The organism is Rhizobium sp. FY34 (assembly GCF_005222845.1).
Classification (GTDB): Bacteria; Pseudomonadota; Alphaproteobacteria; order Rhizobiales; family Rhizobiaceae; genus Neorhizobium.
On sequence record NZ_STFZ01000022.1, the window covers coordinates 32,330 to 47,180 of the forward strand.

Below are 14,851 nucleotides of genomic sequence, written 5' to 3' on the forward strand. Positions count from 1 at the left end.
CCCGGTCTTATGAAAGCTGTTAACCCTTCATTAACCGGCGAAGCTTGCGCGAAGCTTGCGTAAGTGCCTTGCCCCTCACTTGACAGAGATCCGATCCTGCGGGGTGGACTGGTTCGAAGAACGCCTCACGACTGGCGGGAGCCTGTCGTCTATGCGCCGATCAGGGCGACAGACGCGGTCTTGCCGCCGGCTGCCCTGGTTGTCGCCTCATCGCCAAACACGATGAGCCGGTTGCGCCCGGCAGCCTTGGCCGCATAGAGCGCCTTGTCGGCAGCCTTTACCGCGTCTTCCAGCGTTGTGCGCATGGTCGCCGTCACCTCGCATAGGCCGGCGGAAAAGGTGATGTTCATGTCCAGGACATCCGGCAGCGTGATGGAGGGCATCTGGGCACGCCAATGCTCGGCCCGTTCGCTCGCCGTCTGGCGGTCGGCGCCCGGCAGCACCACCAGGAATTCCTCGCCACCCCAACGGAACACATTTTCCTCGCCGCTCATGCCCTGTCTCAAGATATTGGCGAAGATTTGCAGCACGGCATCGCCCGTCTGGTGGCCGAACCGGTCGTTGAACATCTTGAAATGGTCTATATCGACGATCAGCAGAGACAGCGGCATGCCGGCCCGCTCGCGCTCGAACAGCGCCGGCAATATGGTCTGGGCGTGGCGGCGGTTGTAGAGCCCGGTCAGGTGGTCGCGCGAAGCCTCGTCACGCAGCAGGGTCTGCAGGCGCACATTTTCTTCCAGCCGTGTTTCAAGATCGCGCGACAGCGCCGCCAGCCGCTGCGCATCGGCCTTGCGCAGCGAAATGTCGCGCAGCACGACCATGCGGCCGCCATCACGTCCCCAGGGTGCCAGCGAATGGCAGGAAAGCTCATAGGTCAGGCCATTGGCGGCCAGCCGCACTTCATGTCGCAGGCCATCGCCGCAGCAGCCATCCTGCAACAGCGTATTGAGTTCGGATGCGTCCGTCAGGTTCTTGCCGATCGGCTGGGCCGGTACGCCGGGCAGGCGGGCTGCCGCCGGATTGAGTTCCAGAATGCGGCCCTTTTCGTCCAGAACCAGAACCGGATCGGGCAGCATGGCAAACATCGCGTCGCGACCGATCGGCGGCAGCACGAACAACTGTCCGAACAGTTGCGCCCCCAGCATGAAGGCGCCGGTGGCCGTGAAGAGAAACGGCGTCGGATCATCGTTGAACAGGGTGAAGCCGTAGATCGTATAGGAAATATTGCCTAGCCACGGCAGGATGGCAGAGGCCAGGAGCGCCCAGAGTTGCCAGCGATGGATGCCATTCGAGCGCAAGGCCGTCACCGTGCCGTAGAGGCAGGCCGTCGCCATGGTCGAATAGGCAAAGATCAGCCCGACATTATAGATCCAGCCATGTTCGAAGAGCATGGTCGTCTCGTCGATCAGGCTGATATAGAGGCTTTGATGCCAGTCATTCGTCAGGGCCAGAATGCCGAAGACTGCGGCAATGATGCCGACTGTCACCAGCTGCCAGGTCTTTTCCAACTCGCGGCCGCGCGCATAGGTCAAAAAGCTCAAGGACCAGTAGAGCGGTGTGGCCATGATGCCGAACCAGGCCAGCTGGCAGAGCAGAAATCGTGTCTCATAATCGGTAACGCTGTGGCGATAGAGAACGCAGATCGTCCACCAGAGCGCGAAGGTGACCGAAAGGGTGAAGGCCCTGCGGCCCGGCGCACTGGGTGCGCGGATCGCGGCAAACAGGATCAATATCGCAAGCATCGCGACAGTCCCGAGGAGCCATATCGAAGTCCCCACTTGCCAATACCCCGCGTTTCGCTGGCGCTTAGTGTCCAAGGCCAAGTTCGAAATGCGAACACTAGGGCCGATTTGCTAATTATATCCTTATACGCGAGGAGAATGATGAAGGACAATCCTGCGTGCTTATTGTCGCTGCTGAAATCACCGGTTGATATCGGGCTCCGCTCTGTCAGCCTGCCTCGCCGAGGTGTCGGCCGGCTGCCTTGTCAACAAAGCGAAGCTCGGCCGTCGCCATTACATCCGGCCGGCCACCTTGATGGCAAAGGCATATTCGAAGGCGATTTCCTCCAGCCGCTGGAAACGGCCAGACTTGCCGCCATGGCCGGCGGCCATGTTCGTCTTCAACAGATAGGGGCCGGCATCCGGGGCCTGGTCGCGTAACTTCGCCACCCATTTGGTCGGTTCCCAATAGGTGACGCGCGGATCGGTAAGGCCGGAAATGGCCAGTATTGGTGGGTAGGATTTTACTCCTACATTGTCGTAGGGTGAATAGGCGGCGATCCAGGCGTATTCTTCCGCAGAGTCAAGCGGATTGCCCCATTCGGGCCATTCCGGCGGGGTAAGCGGCAGCGTATCGTCGAGCATGGTGTTCAACACATCGACAAAGGGCACGGCGGCGATGATGCCGGCGAATTTTTCCGGCGCCATATTGGCAATCGCCCCCATCAGCATGCCGCCGGCCGATCCGCCTTCGGCAATGATGTTGTCGTAAGACGTAAAGCCCTCTTTCACCAGATGGTCGGCAGCGGCAATGAAATCCTTGAACGTGTTCGGCTTGTCTTCCATCTTGCCGTTTTCATACCAGGCAAAGCCCTTGTCCTTGCCGCCGCGCACATGGGCGATGGCATAGATGAAGCCGCGATCGGCCAAAGACAGGTTATTGGTGGAAAACGAGGCGGGAATGCTCATGCCATAGGCGCCGTAGCCATAGAGAAGGCAAGGCGCCGATCCATCGAGCTTGGTGTCTTTGCGGTACAGGAGGGAGACCGGCACCAGTTCGCCATCATGCGAGGGAGCCATCACCCGGCGCGTCACATAGTCTTCTGCCGTGTGGCCCGAGGGCACTTCCTGCGTCTTGAGCAGTGTGCGCTCGCGCGTTGCCATATGATAGTCAAACAGCTGCGAGGGCGTCGTCATCGAGGAATAGGAAAAGCGGATGACGTCCGTGTCATATTCGGCAGCGCCCGACAGGCCGAGCGAATAGGCTTCCTCGGCAAAGGCGATGGCATGTTCCTCGCCTGTTGTGCGGTCGCGCACGACAATGCGCGGCAGACCGTCGCGCCGCTCCAGCCAGATCAGGTGGCGCGCATAGGCCATGTGGGAGAGGATCAGCCGGCCCGGCTCATGCGCCACAAGCTCTGTCCAGTTCTCCTTGCCCGGTGCCGAGACCGGCGCCTCGACGATCTTGAAATCCTTGGCGCCATCGGCATTGGTGAGGATGTAGAAGACATCGCCGCCTTCGGTCATCGAATATTCGACGCCTTCCTCGCGCTCTGCCACCAGAACGGGCTCGGCGGTCAGGTCTTTCGTCGAGAGCAGCCGGTATTCCGATGTCTCATGGTCATGGATGTCGATATAGATCACGTCATCCAGCAGCGATCCGCCAACGCCCATGAAGAAGCCCGGATCGGTTTCCTCATAGACCAGCCGGTCGGACGATTGCGGCTCGCCGATGATGTGGTGGAAGACTTTTGACGGGCGGTGGTTCTCATCCTGCAGCGTGTAGAAAAAGCTCTTGCCGTCCTGGGCCCAGACGCCACCGCCAGCGGTATTGTCGATCACGTCGGGAAGATCCTTGCCGGTTGCAAGATCACGCACCCGCAGCGTGAAGTATTCCGATCCCTTGTCATCATAGCCCCAGATGCCGAAGGAATGATCGCTGCAATGATCAATGCCCGACAGGCGGAAATAATCCTTGCCCAGGGCTTCCTTGTCGCCATCCAGCAGCACGTCGCGCTCGCCGCCATCGCGCGGCGTGCGGAAATAATGCGCCTGCTCGCCGCCGGTCACATAAAGCGTGCCATAGGCAAAAGGCCCGTCCTTCACGGGAACCGACGAATCGTCTTCCTTGATGCGGCCCTTCATCTCGGCAAACAATTGCGCCTGAAGCGCTGCCGTATCGCCGAGTGCGGCTTCCATATAGGCGTTTTCCGCCTCCAGATGGGTGCGGATTGCGGGATCGAGCAGGGAAGGGTCCTTGAACATCGCCTGCCAGTTGTCGGCGCGCATCCAGGCAAATTCGTCTGTGCGGGTGATGCCGTGGCGGGTATCGCTCAGCGGCTTTTTTGCAGCTTTCGGCGGGGTCGGGAGGTTCTGGAAAACGGCTTTGGACTTGGCCAAGGGGACACTCCGGCATCAGGGATCAGGAGTGCCAGAGATAGGCGCCGCAGCGCAGGAGAACAAGCCCGGCATCAAGGCGGCGGGCATTGGCCGGCGCTTATTGCCTTACTTTTTCTTGGAGCGCTGGCCGGGCAGCACGCCGTCACGCCAGCTCTGCCAATAGACAAATCCGATTGCCATCGCGACGCCGATCACGGGCAGGGAGATCAGGATGATATTTTCGATCATTGGCTCAATCCTTTCAGGATCATGCTGCCGGTCCAATGTAATGCGAGCCCCAGAACAAAGCAACCAATCGTCCCGATGGCCAGCCAATAGGAATTGATATCCATGCGCATGTCGCCATAGATCATGCGGGTCACAGGGGTGAATACTCCGATCAGCATGACCCCCATGCCGATGCCGTTGAGGAACGTGGCGCGCAGTTTCACCTGTTCCTTGCGGGCATCGGAAAGCACTGACAAGCCTTTTGCCTTGTCTTCATCGTCCACCGTCATGGTTCAGACTGCCATCGGGTGTCTCAGAGGACGCGGAACCTGTCGTCCCAGCGCCTCGGCGGCCTCTGTCCAGGCTGCAATGGCGTCGGCCACATTCGAGAGCGCTTCCTGCGGCGTTTCGCCGTCGCTCATGCAGCCCGGCAGATCCGGCACGGTTGCCAGAAAACCGCCGCCGTCTTCCGGCGAAAGCGGTGAAATCAGCACGGCATAGGTCAGGTCCGTCATGGCAGGCGCCCCAGTGTGTCGATGAACTGCACGAGCTTTCGAATATATACCGGCTTGACCGGGCGTTTGAAAGGGATGGTGAGGATTTCGCGCATGGCCGGATGGCTGATCTTGAAATGCGAACTGCCGGACCTTGGGCGCGCGCAGGTGACGCCAAATTCCGCGCAGATGGCCTCTATATCCTCGATGCGCCAGTCTGCCTGTGGATTTCCCGTATTCTCTGAAGACGCTTGCTCATGGCTTCCCCCGGCATGACATGCGATCATATTTTATATGCGTTCGCGCTACAATGGGTGGTCAATCGGCCATGTCTCCCCTAGGTTCCGCCCCGTCCTGGTCACTCAGAGCATTTCCGGCAAACTGGGGCTCATTCTGACGGAGCGATTTTGTGACGAGATCAAGCCGAGGCACGAAGGGCGTATCCTTTGATACGGTCGAGTGGCTCGGCGCCGATATCGGTGCAAAAGCGCTCGTCCCTTCGGGTTTCCGATCGGCGGACGCCCGATGGCGAACCGGTCTTGCCCGATGCGGGAGCATTGAACTTCACCCGTTTCACCACCGGATCGTACGCGCCGATCGTGAAACAGAATTGAACCCGAGTTTGCCGGAAATGCTCTAGGATGGGAATGACATGACACAGAAACGCATGCCCGCCGCCCTGCTGCTTGGCCTGGCGTCGGTGGTTCCAGCTCACGGGCTGGATGACAGCATTATTCGCCAGCTGGACCGGCTGACGCCGGAAGAGCGCCGCGAACAGCGCTGCGATATCGAGGCCATGAACCGCATATCGCGGGAGATAAAGAGTTTTCGGCCAGACAAGGTGATCGCCTACACGTTCGGCGACCCGGTCGAGAAGGGCAATCAGCTGAAGGCACCGGGCGCGGTTTTCCGCTCGGATGGCGATTGGTACCGGCTGAAGTTCAAATGCGAAACAGCCGAGGACGGATTGAAGGTCCTGTCCTTCGATTACAAGGTCGGCTCGAAAATCCCGCGCGAGCGGTGGAACGAGTTCTACCTTTACGAATGAATGGGAGAAAGGTGTGCCTCAGCCGGGAAGCTGGGGCACGGTCTTGCGGTCGGGAAACAGTTCCTGGGCAATCGTCATGACGATCAGCGACAGGGGAAGCGCCAGCATGGCGCCGACCGCACCCCACATCCAGGTCCAGAACAGGATGGCGACGAAGACCACGAAGGGGTTGATCTCCAGCTGCCGGCCCATCACGGTCGGGAAGAGCAGGTTTTCCATCATCAGATGGGCGGTAAAGAAGATTGCCGCCGGCAGAAGGCCTAAAAGCAGCGTATCATGGCTGAGCATGCCGCCGACCCCCACGGCAAAGGTCATCAGCGTAATGCCGAGAAAGGGCACAAAGCTGGAGAGGAAGGCGAATATGCCCCACATGACCGGCATTCCGAGCCCGCCGAAATAGGCAATCACCATCATCGCCACACCAAGGCCGAGATACATCAGGCTGGCGGTGGCAAAATAATAGCCGAGCACTTCTTCCACGGCATTCAGGATGCGGATGGTCAGCAGCCGCTGATGGCGGTTGGGAAAGGCCATGATGATGGCGCGGCGCAGGCGCAGCCGGCCATAGAGAAACAGCAGCAGGCCGGCAAAGAAGATCAGCCCCTGCACGATGGCCGGCGTCAGGCTGGTCGACAGAAGGCCGAGAATGCTGCCGCTGTTTTCCAGCAGCTTTTCCATCGACATCGGCCCGGTCTCGAAGGTTGCGGGCGTGATATGCAGCCAGGGATTGCGCTCCAGAAAAGGCGTGATGCGTATGATCGCCTGTTCCAGCACGCTCGGGCCGGATTGGATCAGCGTCGCGGTCGGTTCTGCCAGGGCATTGATGATGAAGAAGATCGATAGCATCACCAGACTGGAAAGAATGAGTGCAATGCCAAAGCGCGGAATGCCGAATTCGCCCATGCGCTCGGCCACCATGCCAAGGATCATGCCAACGACGATGGCCAGCGTCAGTGGTTTCAGCACCAGCGACAGATGCTCCACCACGGCAAAGCCGATGATCAGGAAAATGCCGATCACCGCCCAGGCCTTGGCCACTTCCAGCGCCTCGCGGCCAAGCGGCATGAATTCGGTCGAGTCGCCCGAATGGAGGGCCACCTCTTCATGCCGAGAGGCTTCGCGTTGCAGTATCCGGCGCCTGTCCTTGCCGTTCTGGGCCTGTGTCGTGTTCATCGCCGGAAATCCTCTTGAGCGTGCCCACAACGCGCAAAAGACAGACCGGTTCCACGCCTATGGCGTGTAAGATTGTGGCCTTATGCCAAGCGTCGATGATAGAAAACCAATGGGTTCCTATCATCGATCCTTCGTATTACGCGGCAAGCGTCAGGCCGATGCCCCAGGGATCCTTCAGCGACCAGCCGGAGGCGGTGCGGCGCGTGTCTATCTCGAGCTTTTCGAGGCCGGACAGCGCCGTCTGCAACTGCGCCGCATCGGTGAATTTCAGCGTGTAATCCGAAAGACCGCTCATGTTGTCGGCGCGGGCCGTGGCGCCACGGCTGTTCCACACATTGGCGGCGATATGGTGGTGGTAGCCGCCGGTGGCAAAGAAGCTGGCGCCGGGATAGCGGGCCATGACCTTGAGGCCGAGAACATCGCGGTAGAAGGCATCCGCCTGCGGCACATCGCCGACCTGCAAGTGAATATGGCCAATCGCCGTGCCCTTGGCCATGCCCTGCCAAGCATCCTTGCGCGCACTGTTGTACAGCGCCTGCAGGTCCAGCCGCTCGGTCGCCATCTTCACCGTGCCATCGTCAAGATAGGTCCATTCAAGTGGCGAGCGGTCGCGGTAGATCTCGATGCCATTGCCTTCCGGATCGGTCAGATAGATCGCCTCGCTGACCAGATGATCCGAGGCGCCGTCCAGATGCACGCCCTTGTGCACGGCATGCGCCAGCCAGGCGGCAAGTTCAGTGCGGTTCGGCACAAGGAATGCCGTATGGAACAGGCCGGCGGCGGTGCGCGGTGCGCGGGCAATCATGCCACCGGTCGACAGCGTCAGCAGCGGCACGCCAGCAACGCCGAGCACTTCGCCGCTGGGCTGGGCCTCGATCAGGGACAGGCCGATGATCTCGCGGTAATAGCGCGAGACAAGCGCCAGATCGGTGACGACCAGATGCGCCGTATCGACATGGGCTGGCCGTGTCAGGGCAAAGGAGGCGGTCTCTGTGGTAGTGTCGGTCATGGCGGATCTTCCTGCGTCCATCGTAAGAGTAGATATAGGCAGGCGGTATCGTTCACGAAAGATGGTTGTTTGGCGAAACTTCGTTCGACAATTGGAGACAGTGGCATTTCTTCTCATATTTGACTTCGCTCAAGGTGCAACTGCCGCGAAAGCTGCACCCTGTCGATGAAGAACACCTGGGAGCGAAACGCAATGTACAAATCCATCATCGTCGCCGTCGATATCGGTCAGCTGGAACGGGCCGAGCGCCTGCTGCACAAGGGGTTGAGCCTTGTCGATACCGGCGGCCGCATCACTTTGGTCAATGTCGTGGAAGAATTGCCGGGCTATCTCACCATCGATATCCCGACCGATATCATGGGCGAGGCGCGCACCGACAGCCTGGCCAAGCTCGTTGCCCTGAAGGACAAGACTGGCGCCGATGCCGCCGTCGAAATCCGCCAGGGCGCACCGGCGCATGAAATCCTCGCTGCCGCCACAGCGCATCAGGCCGATCTCATCATGCTGGCCTCGCATGTGCCGGATTTCAGCAATTATTTCATCGGCGCAACGGCAGACCGCGTGGTGCGCCACGCCAAGTGCTCCGTGCTGGTCGATCGCTGAAACAAGGGCAGAAAAACAATGGATACGCACAAATATCAGGCCATTCTGATCGCCCGCCGCAGCGAATTGCAGCACCGTTTGGAACGGATCGAAACTGATCTTGACCGGCCCGGCAACCCCGATGACGATGACCGCGCCATCGAGCGCAACAATGACGAGGTGCTGGAAGAACTGGGCGGTGCCGGGCAAAAGGAGCTGGAAGCCATCGAGGCAGCGCTCGACCGCGTCGTGGCCGGCACATTCGGTGCCTGCGCGCAATGCGGCCAACCGATTGCCGACGAGCGGCTGCAGGCCGTTCCGCATGCAGCACTCTGCAGTGATTGCCTCAAGGATCGTTGAAGAGACTGTGATCTGCCGGCAGCCGATTGAACCAACGTAACGCGGCATCACGCAAAGTGATGCCGCGTTTTGCGGCTGCCCCGTTGCGTCTTTCCCTGTCGCCCGGCATTTTGGGTCGGGCAGAGGAAACGTGACGCATGAATGACCTGTTCCGATTCGGACGACCCTATGATTTTCACGAGATCGTTGCCGATGGTGTCATCCATGGCATCGGCATCGTCTTGGCGCTGGTCGGTGTCACGGCGCTGATCTTCTATGCCACGCTGTGGTCGAGCCATGGCGAGATCATTGCCGCCTGGGTCTATGGTGTGGGCCTGCTGCTCTGTCTGTCGGTATCCTTCACCTATAATATCTGGCCGCATTCGCGCACCAAATGGGTGCTGCGGCGCTTCGATCATTCAGCCATCTTTGTGTTGATCGCTGCCACCTATACGCCCTTTCTCCAGCGCGGCGCCTCTGATCCGCTGATCCTGTCCATGCTGGTCTTCGTCTGGGCCATGGCGGTGATCGGCATCACGCTGAAATGCGTCTTTCCCGGGCGTTATGATCGCCTCGCCATCCTGCTTTATCTCGGCATGGGCTGGAGCGGCATAGTGGTGGTGGCGCCGCTGTCGCAGCTTCTTCCCTCCGTCACGCTCTGGCTGATCGTCATCGGCGGCGTGATCTATTCGCTCGGCGTCATCTTCCATGTCTGGGAGCGGCTGCGCTTCCAGAACGCCATCTGGCACGGTTTTGTCATCTCGGCGGCTGCCGTGCATTATTCGGCGGTTCTCACCTGCTTCAGCCTGTCGGGGAGTGCGTAAGGGGCGCCTCGGCACGCCGCCCTTCCGTAACGTCAGCGGCTGAGCGTTAACGGAATTTCAACCGCCCTCTGGTTGCATGCTTGCAATTGGAGCGCGATATGATGACGTGCAATGGATCATACAGGCGGCGGCATGATTTCGATCTTCTGCGCGTCGTGAGCTTTGGAACGCTGATCGTATACCACGCCAGCCTGATGTTTGGCACGAAGCCATGGTTGATCAAGTCGGAGACACCCAGCCGTCTGATGGACCTGATCTCGGTCGCGTCGCATCCCTGGCGGATGAGCCTGCTGTTCCTGCTCTCGGGTTTCGTCACCTCATCGAGCCTTGGCCGGAAGACCGTCAAGGAGATTCGCAGTGCGCGCACCCGTCAGCTGCTGCTGCCGTTCATCGTGGGTGTTCTCCTGATCGTCCCGCCGCAGGTCTACCTTTCCGACACCAACCCGTTCCCTGATTTGTCCTATTGGCAGTTCTGGAAGGCCTACCTGATCTCTGCGGTCAGGCTCGAGCACGTGTGGTTTCTCGCCTATCTCTGGATCTACATCTTCGTCTGGTCGATGGTGTGGCCCCGGTTCGAGGCGCATTGGGCACGGATTGCGTCGACGGCTGCCGCGCTGCTGAAGGGCCCCAACCTGTTCCTGCTGCCGGTCGTCTTTCTGTCCCTGTTGCGGATCGTGCTTTATCCGGTCTTCGGAGAGGTGCTGATCATCACCCACGACGTGTATGCGCACGTACTATATTTTTCGATGTTCATGGCCGGCGTGCTTCTGATGAACGAGGACGGCTTCTGGCAGGAAATCGACCGGCAGCGCCGGGTAAGCTGCGCCTTGGCCGTCATCTCCTTCACTGCTCTTGCGATCACCGTCGTTGCCGTGCCCCGGGAGCAGCTGTCGGATATAGTCCTCGTCGCAGTGCGCATCGTCAGATCGATCTTCCAGTGGAGCATGATCATCACCCTTCTGGCGTTTGCCCGACGGTATGCGACGCGGCCCAACCGGGTGGTGACCTATCTCAACAACTCGATCATGACCTATTACGTCGTCCATCAGACGGTGCTGGTCGTCGCGGCCTATTATCTATCGCGGGAGAGCCTTCTGGATGTGCAGGCCTTCGTCCCGGTTTGCATCGTGACAGCGCTAACCTGCGCGGTGATTGCGGAGGTGAAGCGCTTGGCCGCGATCTATTGTCCATCGACCGGTCTCCTGGCGGGGATGGGACACAAGCCAACGCGCCCCTAATCCCATGCAACGCGGACCCGTTCCTCGGCCCCCGCGTGGTCACCGGCGTTCCTCCAAGGCTCTTTACCGGGGGCTTTTTCGTCTGTTATAAGAGATGAAAGTCAACTATAGTGGAATAGCCCATGGCCGCCGAACTGCTGATCCGCGATGCAACTGAAGCCGACCTGCCGGCGATCCTCGACATCTATAATGATGCGGTGGCCAACACGACGGCGATCTGGAACGACAACCTGGTCGATCTGGCCAATCGTCAGGACTGGTTTGCCGCCCGCCGCGCCCGCGGCTTTCCCGTTCTGGTCGCCGAGCAGAATGGCGTGATTGCCGGCTATGCCGCCTATGGTGACTGGCGTGCCTTTGAAGGCTTTCGCCACACGGTCGAACATTCGGTCTATGTCGAAAAGGATCATCGCGGCGCCGGCATTGGCAGGCTTTTGATGCAGGCACTGATCGTAAAAGCCCGCGAGGGCGGCGTGCATGTGATGATCGCCTGCGTCGAGACCGGCAACCAGGCCTCGATCCGCCTGCATCAGAGCCTTGGCTTTCGCGTGGCCGGCCAGTTTTCCGAGGTCGGCACCAAGTTTGGCCGCTGGCTCGATCTCACCTGCCTGGAACTGCGCGTGTAGCGCATAGGGTATTTGCCAGACGCCCCGGCTCCTGCGGAGGTCGGGGCGCTGGTTGGCATGCGGGTCGCGATTGTCAGTTGCGACGTGCGGCATAACCCTGCGCAAGCTGGTCCGGCGGGCAAATGATCACGGTCTCGTTGTCGGCGCCGCAATCTTCCAGATAGGTAATGTCGGCGAATTCATCGATGACCAATTTCGGATAGGTCGGCCCGGCATCGCGAAAGGCCTTCATCTGGTCCAGATGATCGTTCTGGAAGCAGACGGTCTTGCCGGGATTGTCGCCAACCCAGGCCGGGAAGAAGATCACCCCATGCAGCCGGCGTTCCGTGAGATTGACGGCGACGCTGACAGTGGTGCCGGTCGGCTCATCCCAGGAGATCTTGAAGACCTTTGGGGCGAGGCGCACGATATGGGCAAGCTGGTCGCGGACCCAGCGGCCGCCCACCAGACCGGCATGGATGCGGTAGTCGATCGTGCGGTCGTTCTTCACATACATTTCGTACTGCCAGCCATTTTCATAGGTGTAGATGAAATGCTGGCCCACCAGATCGGTCAGTTCTTCTGGCTTCGTGGATTCGAAAAGATCGGACATCTGAAATTCCTCATGCGTTGATAATCATTGAGAATAAAAGAAAATTTCCGCTATTCCAGTTTCGAATTCGGTCCATTATCATCGGATTATCCGATTGATCGCTTCCGAGGTCCCTGTTCATGTCCTTGTTGCCACGCTCCACGCTCGAACAATGGGGTGTCTTGCGCGCCATCGTGGCGGAGGGAAGCTTTGCGGCGGCAGCCGAACGATTGAACCGCAGCCAGTCCTCCATCAGCTATGCCATCGCACGGCTGCATGATGCGGTGGGCGTCGAGCTTTTGACGCTGCAGGGCCGGCGCGCCGCCTTGACGGAGGCCGGAGCGCGGTTGCTGGCGGAGGTGACGCCGCTTCTGGATGATCTGATGCGGGTGGAGCGGCGAGGCCAACATGTCGGCCGAGGCGGTGCGATCACCGTTCGTCTGCTGGTGGACAGGCTTTTTTCCCGGTCACGCCTGTTTTCCGTGCTGCGGGACTTTGCCTCCATCTGTCCGGATGCCGAGGTGCAGCTGGTTGAAACGGTGCGCCTGACTGTGACGGATGCCGATCCCGACAGCTATGATGTCGCGGTTCTGGCCGTCGAGGCCGGCAGCCGTGAGGTGGATATCATTGCGCATGTGAACCTGATCGCGGTTGCCCATGCGGCACATCCGCTCAATGCCTCAACCGTGGCCATCCGCCAGAGCACTCTCGCGCGCTATGCCTGCGTGGAGGTGCGCGGGTTGGAAGTGGAGGACGGCGCTCAGCGGCCGCCGGGACGGCTCTGGCGCATGAGCACTGTCGAATCCGCCATCGATGCGGTGCGCAGCGGCCTGTGCTTCGGTTGGCTGCCGGCCGATGCGATCCGCGCTGATCTGGAAAATGGCACTTTGCGGGCGCTGCCGCTGGCGATCGGGCGGGTTCGCCCGGTTCTGCACGGTTTGCGCGTCGCACGTGAAGACCTGTCCGATGATCATCCCGTAGCCATTCTGCGCCGCCTGCTGCAGGCCGGGCGGAGCGCGACAACCGGCGGGGCGGATGGCTGATCTGCCATGCGTGCCTCGCCCCGCCTGCCTTGACTCCCTATCGATGGGATGCGGACCGGCCATCAGGCCGTGCGTCGGCTTGGCAGGGTCATGGCGATGACGCCGATCATCACGAAGGCAAGTCCGATCCAGGCGGTAACGGAGAGCCGTTCGCCGAGAAAGATGGCGCCGATCGCCACGCCGATCGGAACGCGCAGATAGGCCTGCGAGGTCGTCGCCACCGAACCGAGCGTCTGCACCAGACGGAAATAGATGACGAAGGCGAGCGAGGTGGAAAAGACCGAGAGCGCCAGAAGCGCCGCCAGCGAGGGCAGCGAGGGGCTGAGCGTCCAGGGATGATCGATGACGAGACTTGCGGGAAACAGCAGCACGGCACCGCAGACGAGCGAACCGGCCGCCGGCATCATCGGATCGAGACCCTTGAAATTCTTGCCGTAGATGGCAGCACAGGCATAGCAGACGGTGGCCGCCACCACGGCAAGCTGCGCCACGACATCGCGCCCCAACCCGTCCAGCGCGCCGACGCCGATGATCAGGCTCGCCCCGGTCAACCCGGCCGTAACGCCCAGAAGCTTGCGGCCGGAGACCGCCTCGTGCCGGGTGACGAATGCCGTGATGAGGAAGGTGACGACCGGCGTCAGCGAATTCAAAATGACGGCAAGCCCCGCATCGACGCTCTGTTCCGCCCAGGCGATCAGCGTGAAGGGCACGGCGCTGTTGAGGCAGGCCTGCACCAGGAAGCGGCCCCAGACAGCCCTGTCCCGCGGCATGCGAAGCCCCCTCAGTCGCAGGATCGCCAGCAGCAATGCACCGGCAAGCAAGGTGCGCGCGGCAATCAGCGTAACCGGCGGGATCGTTTCGATGCCGATTTTGATGAAGGTATAGGCCGATCCCCAGCAGGTGGCGAGCAGCAAAAGAAGAAGAAGTTCGCGGGCAAGTGTGCCCTGGGAGGTGCTTTGAGGTGTGTTCTGAAGGGTGTTCTGTACGGGCATCGGAAGGACATTTCCTGTGGGTCTTGCCCGGACCCTATCCCCTCGCGAGTGCCATATGCTTCGATCGCGGACGAACTATCGCGTTGCTGCGGCCTGCCGCAGCAACGCCCTGTGGCTTGGCCCCTTACACCGGTTCAAACACCATGGAATGGCCGTTGATGCAGTAGCGCAGGCCGGTCGGCGGCGGGCCGTCGGGAAAGACATGGCCCAGATGCCCGTCGCAGCTGGCGCAGCGGATTTCCGTGCGCACCATGCCATGCGTTGTATCGCGCAATTCGCGCACGGCATCCGGTGTCACGGCGGCAAAATAGCTTGGCCAGCCGCAGCCGGAATCGAATTTCGTATCCGAAACGAAGAGCGGCGTGTCGCAGCCCGCGCAGCGGTAAAGGCCCTTGTCCTTGGCATTCCAGTAGGGGCCGGTAAAGGCGCGTTCCGTGCCCGCCTGGCGCAGGATCCGGTATTGCTCGGGCGTCAATTGCTCGCGCCACTCCGCATCACTCTTGATCACCTTCGGCGTGATTGTCTCCGTCATCGCTTGCTCCTTGGGGTTTCTGCCTAAATAGGGAGGGTGCGTGTCCCGAAAAAGG

The 14,851-nt window shown here is 60.5% G+C and carries 18 protein-coding genes; 7 read left to right on the forward strand and 11 right to left on the reverse strand.

The features are described 5' to 3' along the window. Positions 1 to 149 precede the first annotated feature (149 nt). The 6 genes from E8M77_RS18150 to E8M77_RS18170 all read right to left on the reverse strand — a co-directional run bounded on the left by E8M77_RS18150 (position 150) and on the right by E8M77_RS18170 (position 5,109). The gene (locus E8M77_RS18150) at positions 150 to 1,742 is read right to left on the reverse strand and encodes a diguanylate cyclase (RefSeq protein ID WP_137132044.1); all 1,593 of its coding nucleotides are present in this window, start codon (positions 1,740 to 1,742) and stop codon (positions 150 to 152) included. Positions 1,743 to 2,015: 273 nt separating this feature from the next. Next, the gene (locus tag E8M77_RS18155; protein ID WP_137132045.1) at positions 2,016 to 4,121 is read right to left on the reverse strand and encodes a S9 family peptidase; all 2,106 of its coding nucleotides are present in this window, start codon (positions 4,119 to 4,121) and stop codon (positions 2,016 to 2,018) included. A gap of 105 nt (positions 4,122 to 4,226) precedes the next feature. After that, positions 4,227 to 4,349 carry a hypothetical protein gene (locus E8M77_RS24415; RefSeq protein ID WP_281408204.1) on the reverse strand — a complete coding sequence of 41 codons (123 nt, stop codon included), beginning with the start codon at positions 4,347 to 4,349 and terminating at the stop codon, positions 4,227 to 4,229. Beyond that, the gene (locus E8M77_RS18160; RefSeq protein WP_137132046.1) at positions 4,346 to 4,618 is read right to left on the reverse strand and encodes a hypothetical protein; all 273 of its coding nucleotides are present in this window, start codon (positions 4,616 to 4,618) and stop codon (positions 4,346 to 4,348) included. Before E8M77_RS18160 ends, E8M77_RS24415 begins: the two co-directional genes overlap by 4 nt. Before the next feature lie 3 nt (positions 4,619 to 4,621). Then, on the reverse strand, positions 4,622 to 4,843 hold the full coding sequence (locus E8M77_RS18165) for a type II toxin-antitoxin system HicB family antitoxin (protein ID WP_137132047.1): 222 nt from the start codon (positions 4,841 to 4,843) through the stop codon (positions 4,622 to 4,624). Further along, positions 4,840 to 5,109, reverse strand: a complete 270-nt coding sequence (locus E8M77_RS18170; protein ID WP_170975927.1) for a type II toxin-antitoxin system HicA family toxin — start codon at positions 5,107 to 5,109, stop codon at positions 4,840 to 4,842. The genes E8M77_RS18165 and E8M77_RS18170 overlap by 4 nt, the downstream gene beginning before the upstream one ends. A 380-nt stretch (positions 5,110 to 5,489) precedes the next feature. Between E8M77_RS18170 and E8M77_RS18175 the strand changes: the two genes are divergently transcribed. Further along, positions 5,490 to 5,870 (forward strand): DUF930 domain-containing protein, encoded by a 381-nt coding sequence (locus E8M77_RS18175; protein WP_137132102.1) that lies wholly within the window; start codon positions 5,490 to 5,492, stop codon positions 5,868 to 5,870. Between the two features lie 18 nt (positions 5,871 to 5,888). Here the strand turns inward: E8M77_RS18175 and E8M77_RS18180 are convergent, their stop codons facing one another. Both E8M77_RS18180 and E8M77_RS18185 read right to left on the reverse strand, forming a co-directional pair. Then, a complete protein-coding gene (locus tag E8M77_RS18180) occupies positions 5,889 to 7,043 on the reverse strand; it encodes an AI-2E family transporter (RefSeq protein WP_137132048.1) in 1,155 nt (384 codons plus the stop codon). A 136-nt stretch (positions 7,044 to 7,179) separates the two neighbouring features. Continuing rightward, the gene (locus E8M77_RS18185) at positions 7,180 to 8,052 is read right to left on the reverse strand and encodes a VOC family protein (RefSeq protein WP_137132049.1); all 873 of its coding nucleotides are present in this window, start codon (positions 8,050 to 8,052) and stop codon (positions 7,180 to 7,182) included. Between the two features lie 192 nt (positions 8,053 to 8,244). On the opposite strand from E8M77_RS18185, the gene E8M77_RS18190 reads away from it, so the two are divergent. From E8M77_RS18190 to E8M77_RS18210, 5 genes are all read left to right on the forward strand, one after another. Beyond that, complete coding sequence (locus E8M77_RS18190; RefSeq protein ID WP_137132050.1) at positions 8,245 to 8,655, forward strand: universal stress protein; 411 nt, start codon at positions 8,245 to 8,247, stop codon at positions 8,653 to 8,655. Positions 8,656 to 8,673: 18 nt separating this feature from the next. After that, positions 8,674 to 8,994, forward strand: a complete 321-nt coding sequence (locus E8M77_RS18195) for a TraR/DksA C4-type zinc finger protein (RefSeq protein WP_137132051.1) — start codon at positions 8,674 to 8,676, stop codon at positions 8,992 to 8,994. Positions 8,995 to 9,131: 137 nt separating this feature from the next. Next, on the forward strand, positions 9,132 to 9,797 hold the full coding sequence (locus tag E8M77_RS18200) for a hemolysin III family protein (protein ID WP_137132052.1): 666 nt from the start codon (positions 9,132 to 9,134) through the stop codon (positions 9,795 to 9,797). Positions 9,798 to 9,895: 98 nt separating this feature from the next. Next, the gene (locus tag E8M77_RS18205) at positions 9,896 to 11,035 is read left to right on the forward strand and encodes an acyltransferase family protein (protein ID WP_137132053.1); all 1,140 of its coding nucleotides are present in this window, start codon (positions 9,896 to 9,898) and stop codon (positions 11,033 to 11,035) included. 122 nt (positions 11,036 to 11,157) lie between these two features. Continuing rightward, positions 11,158 to 11,658: a GNAT family N-acetyltransferase gene (locus E8M77_RS18210; protein WP_137132054.1), complete on the forward strand. Its 501-nt coding sequence runs from the start codon at positions 11,158 to 11,160 to the stop codon at positions 11,656 to 11,658. 73 nt (positions 11,659 to 11,731) lie between these two features. Here E8M77_RS18210 and E8M77_RS18215 read toward each other — a convergent pair whose 3' ends face one another. Next, the gene (locus tag E8M77_RS18215) at positions 11,732 to 12,250 is read right to left on the reverse strand and encodes a phenolic acid decarboxylase (RefSeq protein WP_137132055.1); all 519 of its coding nucleotides are present in this window, start codon (positions 12,248 to 12,250) and stop codon (positions 11,732 to 11,734) included. 119 nt (positions 12,251 to 12,369) lie between these two features. Here E8M77_RS18215 and E8M77_RS18220 point away from each other — a divergent pair, with 119 nt between their 5' ends. Continuing rightward, a complete protein-coding gene (locus E8M77_RS18220; RefSeq protein ID WP_137132056.1) occupies positions 12,370 to 13,272 on the forward strand; it encodes a LysR family transcriptional regulator in 903 nt (300 codons plus the stop codon). A gap of 62 nt (positions 13,273 to 13,334) precedes the next feature. On the opposite strand, the gene E8M77_RS18225 is transcribed toward E8M77_RS18220, so the two are convergent. Next, complete coding sequence (locus E8M77_RS18225) at positions 13,335 to 14,264, reverse strand: DMT family transporter (protein ID WP_137132057.1); 930 nt, start codon at positions 14,262 to 14,264, stop codon at positions 13,335 to 13,337. A gap of 124 nt (positions 14,265 to 14,388) precedes the next feature. After that, a complete protein-coding gene (gene msrB, locus E8M77_RS18230; RefSeq protein ID WP_137132058.1) occupies positions 14,389 to 14,796 on the reverse strand; it encodes a peptide-methionine (R)-S-oxide reductase MsrB in 408 nt (135 codons plus the stop codon). Positions 14,797 to 14,851: the final 55 nt, after the last annotated feature.